The sequence below is a fragment of the Synechococcus sp. H55.11 genome (assembly GCF_047462475.1).
Lineage (GTDB): Bacteria > Cyanobacteriota > Cyanobacteriia > Thermostichales > Thermostichaceae > Thermostichus.
The window spans coordinates 16,677-37,763 of the sequence record NZ_JANSJI010000232.1; the positions used below are offsets into that span (position 1 = coordinate 16,677).

20 protein-coding genes and 1 tRNA gene are annotated in these 21,087 nt (G+C 59.9%); 14 read left to right on the plus strand and 7 right to left on the minus strand.

Annotated features, from left to right (window positions below; translation table 11 throughout):
• Nucleotides 1-9 precede the first annotated feature (9 nt).
• The 6 genes from NW853_RS09325 (at nt 10) to NW853_RS09350 (ending at nt 5,057) form a co-directional block, all read left to right on the plus strand.
• Nucleotides 10-1,422, plus strand: coding sequence for a TldD/PmbA family protein (locus NW853_RS09325; RefSeq protein ID WP_414348895.1), 1,413 nt, complete (start codon nt 10-12; stop codon nt 1,420-1,422).
• 15 nt (nt 1,423-1,437) lie between these two features.
• Complete coding sequence (locus NW853_RS09330; protein WP_414348880.1) at nt 1,438-2,322, plus strand: Rpn family recombination-promoting nuclease/putative transposase; 885 nt, start codon at nt 1,438-1,440, stop codon at nt 2,320-2,322.
• A gap of 13 nt (nt 2,323-2,335) precedes the next feature.
• Complete coding sequence (locus tag NW853_RS09335; RefSeq protein WP_414348881.1) at nt 2,336-3,676, plus strand: TldD/PmbA family protein; 1,341 nt, start codon at nt 2,336-2,338, stop codon at nt 3,674-3,676.
• Between the two features lie 4 nt (nt 3,677-3,680).
• A complete protein-coding gene (locus NW853_RS09340) occupies nt 3,681-4,478 on the plus strand; it encodes an MBL fold metallo-hydrolase (RefSeq protein WP_414332651.1) in 798 nt (265 codons plus the stop codon).
• Nucleotides 4,475-4,900 (plus strand): DUF2358 domain-containing protein, encoded by a 426-nt coding sequence (locus NW853_RS09345; RefSeq protein WP_414332649.1) that lies wholly within the window; start codon nt 4,475-4,477, stop codon nt 4,898-4,900. Before NW853_RS09340 ends, NW853_RS09345 begins: the two co-directional genes overlap by 4 nt.
• A 72-nt stretch (nt 4,901-4,972) precedes the next feature.
• A tRNA-Ser gene (locus NW853_RS09350) sits at nt 4,973-5,057 on the plus strand.
• Between the two features lie 338 nt (nt 5,058-5,395).
• Here the strand turns inward: NW853_RS09350 and NW853_RS09355 are convergent.
• On the minus strand, nt 5,396-5,941 hold the full coding sequence (locus tag NW853_RS09355; protein ID WP_414332647.1) for a hypothetical protein: 546 nt from the start codon (nt 5,939-5,941) through the stop codon (nt 5,396-5,398).
• Between the two features lie 229 nt (nt 5,942-6,170).
• Nucleotides 6,171-8,582: a DEAD/DEAH box helicase gene (locus tag NW853_RS09360; RefSeq protein ID WP_414348896.1), complete on the minus strand. Its 2,412-nt coding sequence runs from the start codon at nt 8,580-8,582 to the stop codon at nt 6,171-6,173.
• 171 nt (nt 8,583-8,753) lie between these two features.
• On the opposite strand from NW853_RS09360, the gene NW853_RS09365 reads away from it, so the two are divergent.
• Genes NW853_RS09365 through NW853_RS09375 form a run of 3 tightly spaced genes read left to right on the plus strand, consistent with a single transcriptional unit; the run spans nt 8,754 to nt 10,712 of the window.
• Complete coding sequence (locus NW853_RS09365; RefSeq protein WP_414332645.1) at nt 8,754-9,389, plus strand: anthranilate synthase component II; 636 nt, start codon at nt 8,754-8,756, stop codon at nt 9,387-9,389.
• The gene (locus NW853_RS09370; protein ID WP_414348882.1) at nt 9,386-10,159 is read left to right on the plus strand and encodes an MBL fold metallo-hydrolase; all 774 of its coding nucleotides are present in this window, start codon (nt 9,386-9,388) and stop codon (nt 10,157-10,159) included. The genes NW853_RS09365 and NW853_RS09370 overlap by 4 nt, the downstream gene beginning before the upstream one ends.
• Before the next feature lie 4 nt (nt 10,160-10,163).
• Nucleotides 10,164-10,712, plus strand: a complete 549-nt coding sequence (locus tag NW853_RS09375; RefSeq protein WP_414348883.1) for an ankyrin repeat domain-containing protein — start codon at nt 10,164-10,166, stop codon at nt 10,710-10,712.
• A gap of 142 nt (nt 10,713-10,854) precedes the next feature.
• On the opposite strand, the gene NW853_RS09380 is transcribed toward NW853_RS09375, so the two are convergent.
• Nucleotides 10,855-11,850, minus strand: a complete 996-nt coding sequence (locus NW853_RS09380) for a deoxyhypusine synthase family protein (protein WP_414348884.1) — start codon at nt 11,848-11,850, stop codon at nt 10,855-10,857.
• A 109-nt stretch (nt 11,851-11,959) separates the two neighbouring features.
• On the opposite strand from NW853_RS09380, the gene bioB reads away from it, so the two are divergent.
• The 3 genes from bioB to NW853_RS09395 all read left to right on the plus strand — a co-directional run bounded on the left by bioB (nt 11,960) and on the right by NW853_RS09395 (nt 15,508).
• Entirely contained in the window at nt 11,960-12,892 is a 933-nt protein-coding gene (bioB, locus tag NW853_RS09385) for a biotin synthase BioB (protein WP_414348885.1), read from the plus strand.
• Between the two features lie 158 nt (nt 12,893-13,050).
• Nucleotides 13,051-15,123: an ATP-binding protein gene (locus tag NW853_RS09390; RefSeq protein WP_414348886.1), complete on the plus strand. Its 2,073-nt coding sequence runs from the start codon at nt 13,051-13,053 to the stop codon at nt 15,121-15,123.
• An 88-nt stretch (nt 15,124-15,211) separates the two neighbouring features.
• A complete protein-coding gene (locus NW853_RS09395; protein ID WP_414332633.1) occupies nt 15,212-15,508 on the plus strand; it encodes a 2TM domain-containing protein in 297 nt (98 codons plus the stop codon).
• A gap of 9 nt (nt 15,509-15,517) precedes the next feature.
• On the opposite strand, the gene NW853_RS09400 is transcribed toward NW853_RS09395, so the two are convergent.
• The 4 genes from NW853_RS09400 to NW853_RS09415 all read right to left on the minus strand — a co-directional run bounded on the left by NW853_RS09400 (nt 15,518) and on the right by NW853_RS09415 (nt 20,184).
• Nucleotides 15,518-16,555: a hemolysin family protein gene (locus tag NW853_RS09400; RefSeq protein WP_414348887.1), complete on the minus strand. Its 1,038-nt coding sequence runs from the start codon at nt 16,553-16,555 to the stop codon at nt 15,518-15,520.
• A 343-nt stretch (nt 16,556-16,898) separates the two neighbouring features.
• Entirely contained in the window at nt 16,899-18,527 is a 1,629-nt protein-coding gene (locus tag NW853_RS09405) for a bifunctional pantoate--beta-alanine ligase/(d)CMP kinase (protein WP_414332695.1), read from the minus strand.
• Between the two features lie 48 nt (nt 18,528-18,575).
• On the minus strand, nt 18,576-18,689 hold the full coding sequence (petG, locus tag NW853_RS09410) for a cytochrome b6-f complex subunit V (protein WP_414332627.1): 114 nt from the start codon (nt 18,687-18,689) through the stop codon (nt 18,576-18,578).
• Between the two features lie 217 nt (nt 18,690-18,906).
• On the minus strand, nt 18,907-20,184 hold the full coding sequence (locus tag NW853_RS09415) for a SufS family cysteine desulfurase (RefSeq protein WP_414332625.1): 1,278 nt from the start codon (nt 20,182-20,184) through the stop codon (nt 18,907-18,909).
• A gap of 179 nt (nt 20,185-20,363) precedes the next feature.
• Here NW853_RS09415 and NW853_RS09420 point away from each other — a divergent pair, with 179 nt between their 5' ends.
• Nucleotides 20,364-20,582 carry a chlorophyll a/b-binding protein gene (locus NW853_RS09420; protein WP_414332623.1) on the plus strand — a complete coding sequence of 73 codons (219 nt, stop codon included), beginning with the start codon at nt 20,364-20,366 and terminating at the stop codon, nt 20,580-20,582.
• A gap of 122 nt (nt 20,583-20,704) precedes the next feature.
• A complete protein-coding gene (gene psb35, locus NW853_RS09425) occupies nt 20,705-21,013 on the plus strand; it encodes a photosystem II assembly protein Psb35 (protein ID WP_414332621.1) in 309 nt (102 codons plus the stop codon).
• The last annotated feature ends 74 nt before the right edge of the window (nt 21,014-21,087 follow it).

Sequence of the window (21,087 nt, forward strand, 5' to 3'; positions counted from 1 at the left end):
CGCCCCACCCTGCAGCGCTTCGGCGAGGATTGGCGGGATCCCCTTTCAACTCTCTTGGGCTGGGGGCGGGCTGCCGGCGCCGATCTGGTGGAGATCTTCCTGGAGCGGGCTAACTCCATCAGTTGCCTGGCGGAAGACGACACCCTCACCAGCATCACCCCTCGACTTTCCACCGGCGCGGGGGTGCGGGTGTTTCGCGGCCTGGCCGACTGCTACGTCAGCACCAACGATCTCTCCTTTGCCGGCCTCAAAGCTGCTCTAGAAAAAGGCCTGCTCTTGATGGGCCTCACCCCCCCTGGCCCTGCTGCTTTGGTCTCCACCGTCAACCTAGGGCTGCTCCAGGACTACGCCGAGCGCCGCGGTAAAGACGGCTGGCTCAAGGAATGCAGCTCCCTTGCCGAGATGGGGGAGATCCTGCTGCGGGCCAACGCAGAGCTGAAGCGGCAAGCTCACCATGTTCAGTCCCGCCGCACCAACTACTTCCGTGACTGGCAGGAGATCCTGGTGGCCTGCAGCGACGGCACCTTTGTGCGCGACATCCGCCTTACCCAGTCGGTTAGTTCTACCCTGCTCTGTGCCGATGGGGATCATCGCGCTTCCGTTAGCCAGCGCGCAGGGGGCACCAGGGATCCCGACTTTTTGCGCCGCTGGGATCTCGTAGCCCACAGCCAGGAGCTGGCAGAAGCCGCCGGCCAGATGCTCTATGCCGACTATGTGGAATCGGGCACCTACCCGATTGTAATGTCCAACGCCTTTGGCGGCGTCATCTTCCACGAGGCCTGTGGGCATCTCTTGGAAACGACCCAGATCGAGCGCAAAACCACTCCCTTTGCCGACAAAAAAGGCCAGAAAATTGCCCACAAAAACCTCACCGCCTGGGACGAGGGGCTTTCCGAGGGGGCCTTTGGCAGCCTGGACGTGGACGACGAGGGCATGCCCGTCCAGCGCACCCTGCTCATTGAAAAGGGCATTTTGAAAAACTTCCTGGCCGACCGGGCCGGCTCCATGCGCACCGGCCATCCCCGCACCGGCAGTGGTCGCCGGCAAAACTACACCTTTGCCCCTGCCAGCCGCATGCGCAACACCTACATCGCCCCCGGCGACGCCGAACTGGACGACCTGTTTGCCTCTATTGACAAAGGCATCTACTGCAAGCGCATGGGGGGCGGCAGTGTCGGCCCCACTGGCCAATTTAACTTTGCCGTGGAAGAAGCCTATCTCATCCAAAATGGCAAAATCACCAAGCCTCTCAAGGGAGCCACGCTGATTGGAGAAGCCAAGGATATCTTGACCAAGATCTCCATGTGCTCCAAGGATCTCCGCCTGGCGCCTGGCTTCTGCGGTTCTGTCAGCGGCAGCATCTACGTTACTGTGGGTCAGCCCCACATCAAGGTGGACTCTATCACCGTGGGCGGGCGCTAGTTTCAGGGATCCCCCATGGCCTACGACAACATCTGCAAGTACCTGGCGGAGCGCTTTCCGGAGCAGTTTTCCCGTTGGCTGATGGGAGAGGTAGCTCTGCCGGTACAGCTTCTGCCCACAGAACTGTCGGAGGAGCCCATGCGAGCCGATTCGGTCATTCTGCTAGGGCTACAGCAGGGCATTTTGCATCTGGAATTTCAAACAGATCCGGATCCTGAAATCCCCTTTCGCATGGCCGACTATCGGCTCCGCCTCTATCGGAAATATCCCCAGCTATCGGTGCGGCAGGTGGTCATTTATCTTCGCAAAACGCGCTCGCAGCGGGTCTTCCAAACCTCTTTTCGCCTAGAAAGGCTAAGCCATGAGTTTGAGGTCGTTCGCCTCTGGGAGTGTAACTTGCCAGCCAGGGTCGATTGGCCAGCCCTGCTGCCTTTTCGAGTCTTGAGCCAGGTGGAGGATCCTGGAGAAACCTTACGAGAAGTCGTTGCTGAGCTGGAGCGCTTGCCAGACTCCAGCGAGCAGCGGGAATTGGCAGCGGCAACAGCCGTTTTGGCAGGACTAGCATTGGATCGGGGCTTGATTCGGCAAATCATGAGGTCCTTGGATATGAGGGAATCGGTGATCTACCAGGAATGGCGGGCAGAAGCTCTGCGGGAGGGGTTGGAAGCAGGGCGCAAAGAAGGCCTGCAACTGGGCTTACAACAGGGCTTGCAACAGGGTTTGCAACACGGGGAAGCAACACTGGTTTTGCGGCTTTTGCGGCGGAAGCTGGGATCCCTTGACCCGGTCTTGGAAAACCAGATTTGGGCCTTGCCGCCGTCGCAGCTGGAAGCGCTAGGGGAAGCTTTGTTGGATTTCCACAGCGTGGAGGACTTGACCGCCTGGCTGGCCCGTCGGTAGGGAAGGAGTAGCGATGCTGCAAGTTGAGGCCTTGGCCGAACAGGCGCAAAGCTGTGCCAAACGTTTGGGGATCCCCCAGTTTGATCTCTACGGAGCCGAGGTGGACGAGACCAGCGTGCAGGTGGAGCAGGGGGAGCCCCGTCAGGTAAAAGCCTCTCACCGCTGCAGTGTGACGGTGCGGGCCTGGAACGACCAGGGCCAGGTGGGGGTGACTTCCACCACCGCTGTGGACGAGGCAGGGCTGGAACTGGCTCTGCAGACGGCCTTTGAAGCCAGCCACTTCGGCGTGCGGGAACACGCACCCCAATTGAGTCCAGAAGCGAAGCTGCCCATTCTCCAACCCTGTAACGCCAAAAGGCCGCTGGCGCTGGCCAGCGAGCTTCTGGAGCAACTGCTGGCCGCTGAGAAGGCTTTACTGGGATCCCATCCCGCCATCCAGGGGGTACCCTACAACGGCCTGGCCCAGCGGCAGATCGACCGCTTTTACCTCAACAGCGACCAGGCTCTGCGACAGGAGGGCCACACCCTGACCTCGGTCTTTCTCTACGGCAAGGCAGAACAGGAGGGTCGCAAACCCCGCAGCGCCGGCGCTATGCGGGTAGCCCGCAGCCTGGAGGAGTTGGATATCCAGGGCTGCGTCAAGGAAGCAGCCGAGAAACTCATCAGCCACCTGGAGTACGAGCGGATCCCTTCGGGGAAATACACAGTGGTTTTTTCCGGGGAAGCTTTTTTAAGCCTCTTGGGCGCTTTCTCCAATCTCTTCAACGCCCAGAACATCCTGGACAACCAAAGCCTGTCCACTCCCGACTCACTGGGCAAGCAGATTGCCTCGCCGCTGCTCTCGGTGTGTGATGACGCCTTGCACCCTACCAACGTGAGCGCAATTAGCTTCGACGGTGAAGGCACTCCCACCCGCCGCGTTCCCCTCATCACCAATGGAGTTCTGACCCACTTTTTGCACAGCGCCGGCACCGCCAAACGCCTGGGGGCCCAGCCCACGGGACATGCCAATATCGGCGCTAAGGTGACGGTGGCGGCCCACTACTACCACGTCTTTGCCGGGGCTCCACCAGAGAGCACCTACGACCTGGCCACGGCTGAGAATGTGGTCTGGATTGACGAGCTGCAGGCTCTCCATGCCGGAGTCAAGCCTCTGCAGGGATCCTTTTCCCTGCCCTTTCAGGGCTGGTGGGTGCGCCAGGGAGAGCGCATCAGTATCGAGGCGGCAACGGTAGCGGGGGATTTTCTAGGACTCTTGCAGTCGATTTTCTACGTCGAGCCGGAGCCCCAAATCACCCCTGCTGGTCTGTGTCCCCGCATTTGGGTAGCCGATCTCTCCATCACCGGGCAGTAGCACCATGAAACTCACCCGCATCGACCTCAACAGTTGGCTAATCCATACCCAGACCCAGACTTTTCTGCTGGATCCGTGGCTGGTGGATCCCTTGGTGTTCTTTGGCCTGCCCTGGTTCATCCGCCTGGAGCACCGCCAGGTGCCGCCCTTCACACCAGAAACCCTGCCCAAACTCGACGCCATCCTCCTCAGCCAGGGCCAGCCGGATCATTGCCACCCCCCCACCCTGCAGCGGCTGAACCGGCAGATCCCGGTTTTCGCTGCGCCGACAGCCGCCCGCGTGGCACGGAGCCTTGGCTTTAAGAGGGTGCAGGCCCTGGATCCCTGGCAGTCAGTGCAGTGGGGAGATCTGCGCATCACAGCGGTTCCGGGAGCACCCCTGGGGCCGGTGCGGGAGCTGGGCTTTTTGCTGGAGGAGCTGCCGACCCAGACGCGGCTTTACTACGAGCCCCACCTCTCCCAACCGGATATCCGCCCGCGGCTGCAGCAGGAGTTTGCCCCCATCCACACCCTGCTGATCCCGGTGGTGGGGCAGATCTTTCCCCTCTTGGGCGAGGTGATCATGGGGCCGGAGCGGGCCCTGCAGGTGGTGGCCGCCCTGCGCCCACAGCAGGTGATTCCCACCGCTATGGGAGAGGTAGATTACCACGGCTGGTTTGCCGCCCAGATCCGCCCTCTGGGGAGCCTAGAGGAGTTCCGGGAAAAGCTGGGATCCCTGAACGCCGCCACCGGCCAATCCATCCGGCTGTGCTGTCCTGCCCCGGGGGAGACGGTATCCCTTCCCGCTGAGGTCAGAGCATGAGCCACCCTTCTCAGCCCAGCCTCGACCTGGTGGCCATCCTGCGGGCCGATTACGCCCGCTTTCCCCGGGATCAAACCTACTCCATCTACGACCCCCAGGTTTATTTCCGGGATCCCCTCAACGAGTTTCGCGGCCTGGATCGCTATCGAGCTATGATCGCCAGCCTAGAGCGCTGGCTGCAGGATATCCATCTTGAGCTGCACGACATCCACCAGAGCGGCAGCCACATCCGCAGCGAGTGGACGCTGAGGGGATCCCTGTCTTTTTTGCCCTGGCGTCCCCGCCTGTGCATCCCCGGCTGGACAGAGATGCGGCTTAACCCCGCAGGTCTTATCGAATCCCACGTTGACTACTGGCGCTGCTCCCGCTGGAAGGTGATGCGGCAAATGTTTCGGCCTGGGGATGCCAAAGGATCCTCTTAGTGACCGCCATCCTTTGCTAGGATCACAAAGCTGACTTTTTAGCTCTGCTGGAAAGTCATTAATCTGTGCGCTGGAGAGATGGCCGAGTGGTCGAAGGCGCAGCACTGGAAATGCTGTGTGGGGCAACTCACCGTGGGTTCGAATCCCACTCTCTCCGTTATCAGGTAGTCCACTGGTATCCACCCAAGTCCAGAAAGTTCTTATCTGGTGAGGCTTCTGGGCTTTTTGGTGTCCAGGGAAGTCTGGCCAAGTCCACTGAGATCCAGGCTACAGTGGGACACGGCAAGCGGGGTCGGGCATGGACCTAACGGAGTTGGCCATCAGAAGTGCCAAGCCCAGTTCGAGCTCTGCACAACCAATGCCACTGATCCAAACCTCATTGTCAGCTTCATCGGACGGATCCCTGATTCAATGTAGTCAATTTCTTCTCTTCTTGGATTAGCCAACATTTAGCGTAAAGTTTAGCTCTACGAATTAGTTAATGTATAGTTCGGGTTACCTTCCTCTCGTCAGTCTTTCAATCAGAACATCTATTGATCCGACGCAATGATGGTTTGCTGGAATGGAGTAATACTTTTCTTCTGCTCCACGAATTTTAGGGTTAACGATTGGAAACTCTCCATCTTGCAAGGCATTAAAAAATTCAGTGTCGAGCGCTACCGTACGTAACAAGTCGTTCCGAGGCAAGTGATGCACTAACCAAACCTCATGTTCTCCTTCTCTTTTTCTTTGAGCATTTTGAACCTTGTCAGGTCTAATCCACAGAGGCTGATGTTCGTCGACCGAGGTTGTCAATGGCCCAGTAATTTCAAGGTACACGTTTGTTCCAACGACAAAGATATCTGGATCACCTTTCTCGTGACCATGCTGTGTTGCGTTCCCAGGTAGGTACTCTGACTGGCCTGTCCCTAAACCTCTAAATTCAACTTGAATTCTGCCATCAGACATAGACTCCAGAAGCTTTGCAACCTTATGCTCTCGCTTTGCAGACTCCTCCCAGGAATGTTTGTACTTATCTTTCCAATAGTTGAAGTCAGGCACGTTGTACTCACCTCATTTTCTTAACTCTGATAAAGCCCAAAGGCTTTTTTCCCAGATAGAGTATCATCCATGAACACCCCTGGAATCTGTCCAGCAGCTCAATCACTTCTGAAGGCTTTGAAGTAGGATTACACCGGGGTTGGTCAAAAGGCTAGCAGCTAGGCTTTCTGCAAACAGTGGCATAGCTACACTTGTGTCCCTGAAAAAGAGAAAGTCAGTAATTCTAGTTCTAGATCAGCTCGCTGACCGGGAAGCGATCCAGCATCTTTTGGGCTTCGCGGGCATTTTCCCGCAACTCTGACGGCAGATGGGGGACATAGGGGATCTGAGAAAGCAAATCCAACGTGCGACGGATCAGGCGCACCAAGTCGCCGGCATCCAGGTTGGTACTGGCCTCTAAGGTTTTCCAAGGAGTCCCTTGCGCCCAGTGTTCCACGATCCCGGCCAAGCTGGGCTCAAACCCAATCGGCACATGAAACACCTGGTGTTGCCGCTGGCTGCGGAACAGTTGCCGCCGCAGGCCCCGTAACCCATGCAACACATCCTCCACCAGCCCCGAGGTGCGCAGCCGGCTGTAGGTACCTGAACGGGGAGGCTCTGAAACCAAGGCAGCCACAACTCCGGCCAGATGATGAGGAGCACAGCCTTGACATTCCCCAGAGAGCAGAGCCAGCGCCAGCCAGAGCTCGTTATCCCCTCGCAGAGCGGCCACCACCTCTCCGCTGGCGGTAGGTTGATACTCCCGCAGACAGTCGAACTCCTGCAACACCCCCACCAAGGCCATAAATTGCTGCCAGCGCAACTCCTGCACCGAATCGCTTTGCCGCTCCAGATGCTCAAGGCGCTTGAGCAAGCGCTGCCGTTTTTCTCGTAGGCCCAGCAGTTTTTTCCCCACTTGGTGGGCGGGATTCTCTCGGATTTGAGCTTCCAGGGCGCGGATCTTTTCCTCTTGGGCTTGGATGTGGGGAAAAGCCAACAGGCGCAGGGTGGGATCCGGCTCGGCTTCTCGCTGTTTGAGTAGGTAGCGCAAGATGCGCCGTTCTTCCCGCCGCTGCGCCTGCATTTTCTCATAGCGGGCGATATCTTCAGCAGAAATATCTCCCAGGAGGCGGTCGATCTCTTCCAGCTCGGCGCGCGTCTGCTGCAGTTCTTGTTGTTCGGGCAGCTTTTGCAGCGAGAGCAAATACTGGCCAAAGCTGCGGTTAATGAGATCCCGCGCCGCTTCCAAAGAGTGCTTTTGCAGCAGGTTCAGCACCATGCCATAGGTGGGGGTAAACTGGCTCACCAAGGGATCCGCCCCCGCCGTGGCCAGCCGCGCCGCCTCTTGCGCCCCTTCAAAAGGCGATTGCAAGGTCACCACATGCCCGATCACATCTTTGCCCCGTCGCCCGGCCCGGCCCGACATTTGCATAAACTCAGAGGCGGTCAAGAGGCGGTGGCCGTTATCGGTGCGCTTGGAAAGAGAAGAGATGACCGTGGTGCGGGCGGGCATGTTGATCCCGGCGGCCAAGGTCTCGGTGGCGAAGACCAGCTTCACCAATCCCTGCTGAAACAGGTGCTCCACCAAGCCCTTCCAGGCGGGCAACATGCCGGCATGGTGGGCGGCAATACCCCGGTAGAGGGCATCCAGTTGATCCCGACGCACAGCTTCCGGCGTTTCCCGGCAAAAGCAGTCGATCTGCTCGGCCAACTGCTGCCGTTCTGCCTCGCTGGCGATTAAGTCCAAGTTCCCCACACCGGCCACCGCCAGGTCGCAACCTTTGCGGCTGAAAATGAAATAGATGGCCGGCAACATATCTCGCTGGCGCAAGTTTTCCACCACCTGCACCATATCTGGCACCCCCCCATAGGAGGACTGGCCGGACTTGGAGGGTTTGCTTTTTAGGCGGCGATTGCGAACCCACTGGCCCGACTCCGTTTGCTCCAGCAGGGGGAACAGTCCTTTGCGATTGGCAAAGTGAAATTGCAGCGGCACCGGGCGATGGCTGGAGTCGATCAGGCGGGTGGGACCATGCACCTGGTTCATCCAGTCGGCGAGCTGGTCGCTGTTGGCCAGGGTGGCCGAAAGGGCGATGAGCTGGATTGTAGGGGGGCAATAGATGATCGCTTCTTCCCAGACGGTGCCCCGCTGCTGGTCGTTCATGTAGTGGCATTCGTCCAGGATCACCGCCTGCACATCCCGCAAGGGATCCCGGTTCAGGGCCTCCGCATCCTCCCAAGGTTCCATCTCACTGGCGTAGGCCCCTCTCTGAACCGCCAGAGAGAGCGGCGTGCCGTAGAGCATGTTGCGGAAGATCTCGGTGGTCATCACCAAGATCGGCGCCTCCCGGTTGATGGAGATGTCGCCGGTGAGGAGGCCAACCCGCTCCGGGCCGAATTGCTGGCCGAAATCGCGAAACTTTTGGTTGGAAAGAGCCTTCAGAGGGGTTGTATAAAAAGCCCGCTTGCCCTGGGACAAGGCCCGATAGATAGCATATTCTCCGATCAGGGTCTTGCCGGATCCAGTGGGAGCACAGACCACCACCGATTCCCCTGCCGCCAGAACCTGAATGGCCCGGATCTGAAATTCGTCCAGCTCGAAGGGGAAAAGCTGCCGCAACTCGTCCAGCAAATCGGTTGCCGGGGAGAGAAGCGCATTCATGGGATCCAAGAAGTCGGCATTGACATCTGGAAAGCCAGCCAACTCGCTGCTGCTTATGTGTTATACCTTCCAGAATACAAGCTTCCTCAGGGTATTGGCTCTAAATGCCGAGCCGAGGGTTAGCAGCCTCCTGGGCAATGATAAAATGGGGTCTCGTCGCCGGATGCTATCGTGCTGGTCGTTATTGACAACTACGACAGCTTTACCTATAACCTGGTGCAATACCTGGGGGAACTGGGGGCGCAGGTGCGGGTTTTTCGCAATGACCAGCTCTCGGTTGCCGAGCTGTGCCAGCTACAGCCAGAGGGGGTGGTCATTTCCCCCGGGCCGGGACGGCCAGAGGATGCTGGCATCTCGCTGGAGCTGATTCGGGAGCTGGGGCCAAGGCTGCCCATTCTGGGCGTCTGCCTGGGCCACCAGTGCATCGGCCAGGTCTACGGTGGCCAGATCGTGCGCGCCTCTGAGTTGATGCACGGCAAAACTTCCCTGATTTACCACCAAGGGGTGGGGGTGTTTGAGGGGCTAAGCCGGCCTTTTGCGGCAACTCGCTACCACAGCTTGGTCATTGAGCCCTCCACCTGTCCTGAAGAGCTGGAGGTGACGGCTCAAACGGACAGTGGGATCATCATGGGGGTGCGCCACCGCCGCTATCCTCACGTTCAGGGGGTGCAGTTTCACCCAGAAAGCATCTTGACCCTGGAGGGCAAGCGCCTGTTGGGCAACTTCCTGCGCCTGGCTCAGCTCCATGTCTCGGGATCGTCCCAGCCAGCGGCTGCCGCCGTCGCGTCAGGGATCCCGTGCCCATGAAGCGTCGCCAGCTTTTGCAAGCCAGCGCCAGCCTGGTGGGATCCCTCGCCGTAGGGGGTCAATGGGCGGTTGCCCAAACGGCCCCTTTCCCAGGGGGATCCCTGGAGTTCACCTCCCAGAGCCTGCAACTGACCTGGCTGCACCACAGTTGCGTTTTGTTCGAGGGGGAGGGCAAGCGCTTTCTGGTCAACCCCTTTCGGCCTGGGGGCTGTACAGCCGGCTACCCTGCTCCCAGCGTTAATGCCGATCTGGTGCTGCTCAGCAGCCGCCTTCTCGACGAAGGGGCCCTGGACGTCGTGCCCGGCAACCCCAGGGTGTTGTTTCAGCCCGGGGACTACGTCATCGATGGGATCCGCGTGCAGGGGGTGCGCATGCCGCGGGGCCCCCGCTTTGGCCTCAACGTGGGCTGGCGCTGGCGCATGGCCGGGATCGACATTGTCCATTTGGGGGGGGCCCTGCAGCCCATTGGCCGGGAACAGTCCATCCTGCTGGCTCGCCCTGACCTCTTGCTGGTGCCGGTGGGGGGTGGGCCGAAAAACTACGATCCCGCCGGGGCCAAGGCAGCCATCGAAGTGCTGCAGCCCAAGTTGGTCATCCCGACTATGTATCGCACCGCCGCCGAGGCGTCCCAATGCGAGCTGCAACCTTTAGAAGCGTTTTTGCGCCTATTTCCCGCCACTGCCGCGCAACCTGCCCTCAGCAACCCGTTGCTGCTTTCGGCCCAGGCCCTGCCCAGCCAAGGGATTGCCATCCTGTTCTTTGAGGAGTAGGGCCATGGAGCGTAGGTGGTGGGCTGTGGGTGCCGGGCTGGGATCCCTGCTGCTGGGAGGGCTGGGGGTCTACGGGTACTCCCTGCCAGAAGATCCTCAAGTCCTGGCCACCGCCAACCCGCTGCGGCTGCAACTGGCTCTCTGGCTGGGGAAAGACGCCAATGTCGTCGAGGAGCGGGGCAAGACGGCTCTGTTCTTCGTCGAAAGCGGCCTCAACACCCGCCTTTTGCTGGCCGCTGGGGCGGATCCCAACCGGTTAGATCGCGGCGGAGCCAGCCCCCTGCACCAAGCTGCCCGCCTGGGCAATCCTGAAGTGACCAAGGCTTTGCTCGAGGGAGGTGCCGAAGTGAACGCCCGCTTCGGGGCCGGCGGCCTGCCCCTGCATTTTGCCGCTTGGTCGGGCAACCCCGCGGTGGTGCGGCTGCTGCTGGAGCATGGCTCCGAGATTGACGAGCCGGACGGCTACGGCCTTACCCCCCTGCGCATTGCCCAGGACATGAGGCGCTGGGAAGCTGCGATTCTGCTCTCCCAATGGCCCCGCCCCGAACCATAAGGACAATCGCTGACCCTCAGCAACCCCTCTCTCCTTGTGTTGGGAGTGGGGGGCGAAATGTCTTCATCCCGTTTGAAACAGCTGTACCTTCCCCTGGCTGCCGCTCCAGGGACGACCGAGCGGGAGGTGCCCTGAGACGGCCCTACCACCCCAGCACCCAGGCGAAGATCAAAGGCGCCACGATGGTGGCATCCGACTCGATGACGAACTTAGGTGTGTCAACCCCCAGCTTGCCCCAGGTGATCTTCTCGTTGGGGACTGCCCCCGAGTAGGAGCCGTAGCTGGTGGTGGAGTCGCTGATCTGGCAGAAATAGCCCCACAGGGGGATCCCTTTGCGGCCCAGGTCTTGGTGCAGCATGGGCACCACGCAGATGGGAAAATCGCCAGCAATGCCGCCGCCAATCTGGAAGAAGCCGATGGAGCACTCTGCCGAGGTGCGCGTGTACCAGTCCGCCAGTTGGATCATGTACTCAATGCCCGTGCGGACGGTATGGACATGGCGGATCTCACCGGTAATGCAGTGGGCAGCGTACATGTTGCCGGTGGTGGAGTCCTCCCAGCCCGGCACGTAGATGGGCAAGTTGGCCTCCATGGCCGCGTAAACCCAGGAATCCCGCGGATTGATCTGGTAGTAGGGCTCCAGCCTGCCGCTGCGCAGGATGCGGTAGATGAACTCGTGGGGGAAGTGGCGTTCCCCGGCCCGGTCGGCAGCCATCCACTCTTCCAGCAGAGCTTTTTCCAGGCGCCGCATCGCCTCTTCTTCGGGAATGCAGGTATCGGTTACCCGGTTCAGGTGCCGCTCCAGCAGCTCCTGCTCCTGCTGCGGGCTGAGGTCGCGGTAGTTGGGCACCCGCTCGTAGAAGTCGTGGGCGATGAGGTTGAAGATGTCTTCCTCCAGGTTGGCGCCGGTGCAGGAGATGGCGTGCACCTTGTCCTGGCGGATCATCTCGGCCAGGGAGAGCCCCAGCTCCGCCGTACTCATGGCGCCGGCCAAGGTCACCATCATCTTGCCGCCTTTTTCCAGGTGAGCACAGTAGCCCTTGGCGGCATCCACCAGGGCGGCGGCGTTGAAGTGGCGAAAGTGATGCTCAACAAATTGGCTGATAGGGCCTTTGGCCACTGCTTCTGCGGTTATCATTGTTGAGTTTCTAAGCGAGACGGGTTCGCCTTCTCAAAGCACAGATTTCACATCCTAACCAAACCTAAGAGCGCTGGCAAGCTTTTAGGGAGTTTTGGACATTGCCGGCATGGCCATTGCTCTGGAGTACGTTCGCGAAATCTACCACCGGCCGCTGCTGCAGTTGGTGTTCGAGGCGCAAGCGGTGCACCGACAGCACCACCCTCCCAACCGGGTTCAACTCTGCGCCCTTGTCAACATCAAGTCGGGCGGCTGCCCGGAAGACTGCGCCTATTGCCCCCAAAGCGCCCGCTACTCGACAGGGATCGAGACCTACCCCTTGATCTCCCTGGATTCGCTGCGCGAGCAGGCCATGGCTGCTCAAAAAGCCGGTGCCACCCGGCTATGTATGGGCGCTGCTTGGCGGTCAGCCCCGGAAGGGGAGGCGTTTGAGCGGGTGCTGGAGATGGTGCGCACGGTGCGCGAGCTGGGGATGGAAGCCTGTGTCACTTTGGGGATGGTGTCGGCTGCTCAGGCGCAGCAGTTGGCGGCGGCTGGGCTGACGGCCTACAACCACAATCTGGACACCTCGCCGGAGTTCTACCCCCGCATCATCACGACGCGCACCTACCAGGATCGCCTGGAGACTCTGGCCCATGTGGGGGCAGCCGGCCTGCAGATCTGCTGTGGCGGCATTGTCGGCCTTGGGGAGACCGACGAAGACCGCATCGGCCTGCTGCACGTTTTGGCCAACCTGACGCCGCCGCCCACTTCGGTACCCATCAACGCGCTGGTGCCGGTGGCTGGCACGCCCCTGGGCCAGCTTCCCCCTCCCGATCCGCTGCTGCTGGTGCGCACCATCGCCACGGCTCGGCTGCTGCTGCCCAGAGCCCAGATCCGGCTCTCGGCAGGGCGGAAAAACCTGTCCGAGAGCGACCAGGCGCTGTGCTTCTTAGCAGGCGCCAATTCCATCTTCACCGGCGAAAAGTTGTTGACCACGCCTAACCCAGGCTCGGCCGCCGATGCGGCTTTGCTTGAGAAGCTAGGCCTGCAACCCCTCTAGAAGCATTTCCTTTTGCGCCTTTAGGATCCCTAGTTGGATCTAGGCGCGTCCCTTCTGTTGTAACAATCTTTTCAGAAAATCTAACCCTTTCTTAACCCTGTCGGCAGCCATGTCAAAATGGTGGCGACAGCGTTCTCCAGGGTTGTTACGTCGGGTTCATGTCTCCTGTCAGCACTGTCGAGCCCCTTGTCAACGTCCAATCGCCTGAGTCAGCTTCTTCTCCTCCAGAGCCCTCACCTGGGGAGACTGCGGAGCCGACAAGGGGAGGGGGCTTTTGGGGATCCCTGCGGCGCTGGTGGGCGCGCTGGAAACACAAGCTGCGCCTGGAGACCCAGTTGCTCTTTGTGGCCACGCTGGTGGTCTCGCTGGTGGTGAGCAGCTTCACCTTCTGGGCCGTCAGCACCGTGCAGCAGGATGCCCGCTTTAACGAGGCCCGCTTTGGCCGGGATCTGGGATTGCTGTTGGCAGCCAATGTCGCTCCCCTGATTGCCGAAGATCGCATCGGCGAAGTGGCCCAACTGTCGCGGCAATACTTTGAGAGCACCAGCAGCATTCGCTATTTGCTCTACGCCGACCCGGAGGGGAACATCTACTACGGGATCCCGTTTTCCAACCAGGAGGTGAAAACCTCCCTCAGCCTTACCCGCCGCATGCAACTGCCGGACAACCGCCCGCCTGCCGAGGGCCAGCCGCTGGTGCGCACCCACCTCACCCCTGCCGGGCGGGTGACGGACATTTTTGTCGGCATCTATCATCAGGGCCGCTTTTTGGGCACCCTTGGCCTCGGCATCAACCCCAACCCCGCCCTTGTGCGCTCCACGCAACTGGCGCGGGAGGTCTCGATTGGGGTGTTTTTGGCAGTGTGGGTTCTGGCCATCCTGGGATCCGTGGTCAACGCCCTCACCATCACCTATCCCATCAAAGAACTGGTCAAGGGCGTTCAGGAGATCACCAAGGGCAACTTCAAGCAGCGCATCGACCTGCCCTTTGGGGGAGAGCTGGCCCAGCTCATCGACAGCTTTAACGAGATGGCGGAGCGGCTGCAGAGCTACGAAGAGCAGAACATCGAAGAACTGGCCGCCGCCAAAGCCAAGTTGGAGACGTTGGTTTTCTCTATCGTCGATGCCGCCATTTTGCTGGATGCCGAGTTTCGGGTGCTGCTGCTCAACCCGGCGGCCTCTCGCATGTTCGGCTGGGAAGGGGATCCCGTCTTGGGCAAGCCCTTGCCGGAGCTGTTGCCGGAGGATCTACGGCAGCAGTTGGCCCGCCCCCTGATGCAAATTGCCCGCGGGGATCAAGAGGCAGAAGAAATTCGCGTCAACCTCAGCGGCCCCATCAAGCGCGTCGTTCGCATCCTGCTGTCGCCGGTATCCGACCCGCGGCGGCAAAACCTCAAGGGGATTGTAATGACGGTGCAGGACATTACCCGCGAGGTGGAGCTCAACGAGGCCAAGGCCCAGTTCATCAGCAACATCAGCCACGAGCTGCGTACCCCCCTCTTTAGTATTAAGTCTTTTATCGAGACCCTCTACGAGTACGGCGAGCAGATGTCGCCAGAGGAGCGGCTGGACTATCTGGAAATTGCCAACCGCGAAACCGATCGCCTCACCCGCTTGGTCAACGATGTGTTGGATTTGTCGCGTCTGGAGTCGGGCAAGCAGTACCACTTCGAGGCCGTCGATATCGCGGCGGTGATCGAGCAAACCCTGCGCACCCACCACCTGCAAGCCCGCGACAAAGGGATCCAGTTGCGCAAGTTTGTCGATCCGGATCTGCCCCTGGTGTGGGGCAACTACGATCTGCTGCTGCAGGTGATGACCAATCTTTTGGGCAACGCTCTCAAGTTCACGCCGTCGGGAGGTCTGGTGACGGTGCATGCCCACCTGGTGGTACAGGCGGATGGATCCCCGCAGGCGGTGCGGGTGGCGGTGGCCGATACGGGCATCGGCATCGCCCCGGAGGATCAAGAGCGGATCTTCGACCGCTTTTTCCGCGTCGAGAACCGCGTCCACACTTTGGAGGGCACCGGCCTGGGCCTGGCCATTGTGCGCAACATTCTGGAGAAACACCACACCCGCATCTGCCTAGAAAGCAAGCTGGAACAGGGATCCACCTTCTGGTTCGACCTGCACCTATACACCGAAAACGGGCCGCTGGAGTTTGCCACCCAGCCCGGCGAAACGGATCCCCCCAGTTGCCGCTGGCGGGAGCATCCCCAGCAAACCTCTTAAGGAGCAAAAAGCCCGTACGGCTGCAGGGATCCCTGGTGGTGGCTTGTTCTACACTGGAGAAGGTTTTGAGTTGTGAGGGGTTGCTGCCATGCCGCCTCGCTGGCCCCGGAAGCCCTCCCGTCGGGATCCCGAGTTTCGCAAGCTGGATGACCGCTACACCTACGCGGCCCACCTGGCCGTTTTTCTCTGCAGCGCGTCGGGACTGGTGTTTTTCCAGCAGTTGTACCGGGCGGATTGGCCGTGGCTGGTGCCGCTGCTGGGCTGGTGGGGCCTAGGCCTGGGGATCCACAGCTTCTCGATCTTTTTTGTGGCCCGCTACCCTGCCGATCCAGGTTTTGTGGAGCTCCCCCCCGAAGCCAACGAAGACTCTGTAGAAGCCGGCTAGCGGCCTCCCTCAAGGGGAGCCAGGGGAGGAGGGGCGCTGTCGTCGTTGTCGCTGCAGCAGCAGGGGGGAGAGATCGCTTTCGTCGTAGATATCTCCCACCAGCTCTTCCAAAATGTCCTCCAGCGTGATCAGGCCGGTGGTGCCGCCAAACTCATCCACCACGATCCCCAGGTGTTGGCGGGAGCGCAGCATCTCTTTGAGTAACAGGCTGACGCGCTTGGTATCGGGCACAAAAAAAGGCGGGGACATGGCCTTGGTCACCTCGGCATTGCCCTTTTGCTCCAGGTGGCGCAGGGCCTGCTTGAGGTGGATGACGCCGACGATCTCGTCCTTAGATTCCCCCTGCACAGGGATGCGGGAGTAGCCCGTCTCCAGGCAGAGCTTCACCACATCCTGCAGGGTTTTATCGTGGGAGATGGTCTCCATTTTTACTCTAGGTTTGGCCACATCTCCCGCCTGGAGCAAATCCAACGCCAGCGCCCCGCGAAACAGGCGCCGTTTTTGCCAATCCAGCAGCCCCCGCTGCCCCAGCACGTCGATCAACAGCTCCAAATCCTTGAGGGAAGCGGTGGCCGTCAGCGGCGAGAGCTCCAACAGGTTGAACAGCCGGCTGACAATCCATTCAAAGGCGTCGGTAAAAGGGCGCAGCAGCACCGAGAGGATATGGACAGGCCGCACCACCCAGCGGAACACCCCCAGGGGATGACTCACCGCCAGGGACTTTGGGGCTACTTCTCCAAACAGGAGCACCAGGAGCGTGGTGGGCACAGTGGCGGCCAAAGCTCCAAACTGGGATCCCAGCAGCTCGATGGAGAGGGCTGTGGCCAGGGCAGCAATGCCGATGTTGACAAAGTTGTTCACCAACAACAGGGTGGTGATCAGCCGTGAGCGCTGTTGTTGGGCCAGTCGATACAAGCCTTGCGGATCCCCTTGTTCCTCGATCAGGGATTCCAGGCGCAAGTTATCCATGGCCGTGATGGCCGTTTCGGCCCCAGAGCAAGCTCCCGAAAGGAGAAGCAAAAAGGCTAAGAGGAAGACATTAACCATAGCGCTCCGTCCGCAACAGCGGAACGGGATCCAGATCCATGTTGCCCAGAGCAGAAAATGGGTAGCTTCGGCCAATGCAAAGAAAAGCGGGTCGGCACATTTTCATCACCAACGGGATCCCATCCGGCACCTCGACACCTCAGCCGTTTCGCCAAAGTTCAGCACTCAACCCAAGGCTCAGAATCCCTAAACACCCACCAACTCCATCTTTTGCGATGAGAGTCTTCATTGAGCAACGAGAGAGCACTCAAGCTGTTCAAACCGACTAGCTTGCTGAAGATCTTGGAAGATCTTGTGAAAAGCTTAACTTATCCTGTGTTGATCCCTAACCGGTTGCTCAAAGCTATTGATCAAAACGGGCTTGGCCGGATCGATCCAAAAGTTGTCGGTACAACATCACAATTTTGTCTTGCACCTCGGATTGGCTCAGGTGATCTGTGTCGATCAGGATGGCGTCGGGGGCAGGCCGCAAGGGAGAGATAAGCCGTTCGCTGTCGCGGCGATCCCGCTGCTCGATTTGGGCTTTCAATTCTTCGAGGGGCACCATTTGCCCTTGGGCTTGGAGTTGCTGTTGCCGGCGTTGGGCTCGTTCGCCCACCGAGGCGGTCAAAAAGACTTTCAGCTCAGCATCGGGAAAGACATAGGTGCCGATATCTCGCCCCTCCAAGACGGCCCCCCCATCCCGGCCAATGCTGCGTTGCCGCTTCACCAGCTCCTGCCGCACCCCCGGCACTGCCGCCACCTGAGAGACCCAGCGGGTCACTTCTGGGGAGCGGATGGCCTGGGTGATTTCTTCGCCATCGGCCCAGATGCGGGTCGGCTCTGCCGAAGAAGTGCCACTTTGCAGGGTGAGCTGGGTTTGGGCGGCCAGTTGGGTCAATTGCTCGGCGTCGTCCAACGGGATCCCCCGCTGCAGCGCCAGCCAGGTGATAGCCCGATACATGGCCCCTGTGTCCAAGTACAAAAGCTGCAGTTGGGCGGCCACTGCCCGCGCCACGGTGGATTTTCCGGCTCCTGCCGGGCCGTCGATGGCAATCAGCGGGCGACGTGGGGTAGAAGCCACCTCCGAGGAAGGCGGTGCCGCGTTTTGTGCTTTCTCGGCCCAGGGATCCCCTTGTGCCGGAGAGAGGAGCAGATTGTCGATCAGGCGAGTTTGCCCCACATAGGCGGCGATGGCCAGCAATCCCTTGTCTTTCACCTCGGCCAGCGGCTGGAGGGTTTGCGGATCCACCAGTTCCAAGTATTGCACCCGCAGTTCAGGGGTGTGCTCCAGCTCGGCACGGGCGGCAGCCAGGATCCCTTCTGCCGAGGGATCCCCCGCCTGCCAATGGTTATACCCCCGACACAAGGCCCGGTACAGGCTGGTGGCCACCTGTCTCTCTTCAGGAGAAAGGTAGCGGTTGCGGGAGCTGCAGGCGAGGCCATCGGCTTCTCGCACGGTGGGGCAGGGGACAATGGTGGTGGGGATCTGCAGATCTTGGACCAGCCGTTGGATGATCGCCAGTTGCTGGGCGTCTTTCTGGCCAAAGTAGGCCCGCTGCGGCTGCACCAAGTTCAGCAGTTGCAGCACGATGGTGGCTACGCCGCGAAAATGCCCCGGTCGGTGGGGGGCACAGAGGGTTTGCAAAAGGGACTCGGGAGGCATGACCCAGGTGCGGTCGCTGCCGGCTGCCGGGCTGGCGCCCATCTCCTGCGGGTCGGGGGCAAACACCACATCCACGCCCGCCGCTTCACACAGGGCCCGATCCCCCTCCTCGTCGCGGGGGTAGCGATCCCAGTCTTCGTTGGGCCCAAATTGCAGCGGGTTGACGAAAATGCTGACCACCGTGCGGTCGCACTCTTGGCGGCAGCGGCGGATCAGGCTGAGATGGCCCTCGTGCAGGGATCCCATCGTGGGCACCAAGCCGATGGTGGATCCCCGCCAGCCAGTTACCTGCTCCCGCAAAGCAGCAACGGTGCGCAGCCAGTGCATCGCCATGCCACCTCACTTCTTCTCCGCCTAACCTACCCAGGGCAACTTTCAAAGACCGATCTTGTTGCCCCGTTGATACTGCCTGTAGGCGGCCACAAACAAGCCCGCCAAGGTGACCAACACCATCCCCAAAACGATCCCCAACAAAATCGGCTCGATCACAACCCCGACCTCCTAGTTCAAACCTAGATCATGTTGACATACTCCCTGTCTTTTAGGGCAGGGATCTTTGACGCTTCACCGACCGACGCCGGCAAACCAGTCCTACAGGGTCTCCACATCGGTTTTGGAGTCAGGCCTTCCATCCCGACTTGGTTGATGTTACTTGAGATATCGATTGGCGCCAGTCGGGACGAAGTCCTCTGCCTGTGACGGATCCCTAGCCCAAAGCAACGCTGAAGAACTCCACCGCTTCTGCCAACACTTCCAAGAAGCGATCTACCTCCGCCAACGTGTTGTACAGGTAAACGCTGGCCCGGGCGGTGGATTGGACTCCCAAATAGCGATGCAGGGGCTGAGTGCAATGGTGCCCCGCTCGAATGGCGATGCCCTGCTCATCCAGCAAGGTAGACAAGTCATGCGGATGGACGGCCTCTACCGAAAAGCTGACCAGCCCTGCCCGTCGCGTCGGATCCTTGGGGCCGTAAACCGTGATACCCGCTATGTTTTGGATCCCGTCCAACAAATGGGCGATCAACCGTTGTTCATGGGCGTGAACCCGCTCCAAGCCGATCTGGCTCAAGTAATCCACGGCTGCCCCCAACCCCACCGCCTGGGCAATCGCCGGCGTGCCGGCCTCAAATTTGTGGGGGATATCCGCATAGGTGGCGTGATCCCAGTACACATCGGCGATCATCTCTCCCCCACCCAAAAAGGGTGGCATCCCTCGCAACAGCTCCCGCCTGCCGTAGAGGATGCCAATCCCCGTTGGGCCACACATCTTATGCCCTGAAAAGGCCAACCAATCGCAATTCAACGCCTGCACATCCACAGGCATGTGAGGCACACTCTGACAAGCATCCAGCAAAACCTTGGCCCCGTAGCGATGGGCCAGCTCCGTGATCTCCTGGACGGGGTTGATGGATCCCAGCATATTGGAAACCTGGGTTACCGCCACCAGGCGGGTGCGGTCGCTGAGCAAAGACCGGTAGTGCTCCAGATCCAACTCTCCTGCTGGCGTGATCTGGATGAACTGGAGGCAGGCTCCCGTCTTCTGGGCCACGAGCTGCCACGGGATCAGGTTGCTGTGGTGCTCCATCACCGAAAGGACGATCTCATCCCCTCGTTCCAAATTGCTCAAACCCCAACTGTAGGCCACCAGATTGATGGCTTCGCTGGCATTGCGGGTGTAAACGATCTCCTGTGGCGAAGCGGCGTTGATAAAACGAGCGATCTTTTCCCGCGCCCCCTCATAGGCATCGGTGGCTTCGTTGCTCAGCGTATGAACCCCACGATGCACGTTGGCGTTGGAGCACCGATAGTACCGATCCATCGCCTGCAAAACTGCCAGTGGCTTTTGAGAAGTGGCAGCGTTGTCAAAGTAGATCAGGGGGTGGCCGTTGACCTGGCGCTGCAAAATCGGAAAGTCCGACCGCACCTGGGCAGCTAGGTCGAAAGAATGGTCCAGCCTAAGAGAAGAAGGGGTGGATACCGCCATAGTCTGCGCAAAAAGCCCGTTTCCCTCAGTATGACATCGCTCTGGGCCAGCCCTCGGAAAACCCATCTGGGATCCCTTCAGTCCTACCCACTCTGCCGTCAGGGCTTGGAAGCCAAAACTTGTCACAAACTGTAATCTTATGTTAAGTTTGTTTACGTACAGTGATAAAGGTATTCACAATGCAATCGTCTCCTAGGATTCCTTCGCGCCTGGATTCCGCATCCGTTGCCCAGTACTATGACACCAGCAACGACTGGATCCCCGGCTGGACGGAGCAAGCGGAGCGTTGGAATGGACGCTTGGCCATGTTGGGCTTCGTGATCAGCATGGTTACAGAAGCGGCGCTGGGCCACAGTGTTTTTGCCAGCACTCTCGCTCAGTGGCTGGGTCTGCAATAATCTGCAATAATCCGGTAGAGCCCCATCGGGCATCTCACAGACTTTACCCCTTAGCCTTGAGATGCTGCGGCTCTACCTTGGCTTGAGCTTTTTTACCCTTCGACTCCTATCTTGACAGGCTGATGATGCTTGAGAATCCCTTTTTCCCCTACATTGCCGTAATGGTGGCTGGGCTGGTAGCTGCTGTTGCGATGGGCTCGATGGCTTTCTTCAACTCCAAGCGCCCTGCCGGCTGGGAAGGCGCCGGTCGCCCGCGGTATGTGCCGCAGTATGGTCAAGACGGCGACACCCCGCCGGAGTGGGAAATTGGCTGGACTGAGAAGGCCGAGCGATGGAACGGACGGCTGGCCATGCTGGGGTTTGCCCTGAGTGTTGTGGTAGAGGCCATTGTGGGCCACAGCGTCTTCGCCTCTGTGTTGGGGATCCGCTGAGCCCGGTGGAAAACTGTCTCGGATAAAAGTTCCTACAGAGCAACAGCTATCCTCTGGCCTCTACCATTTAGTTA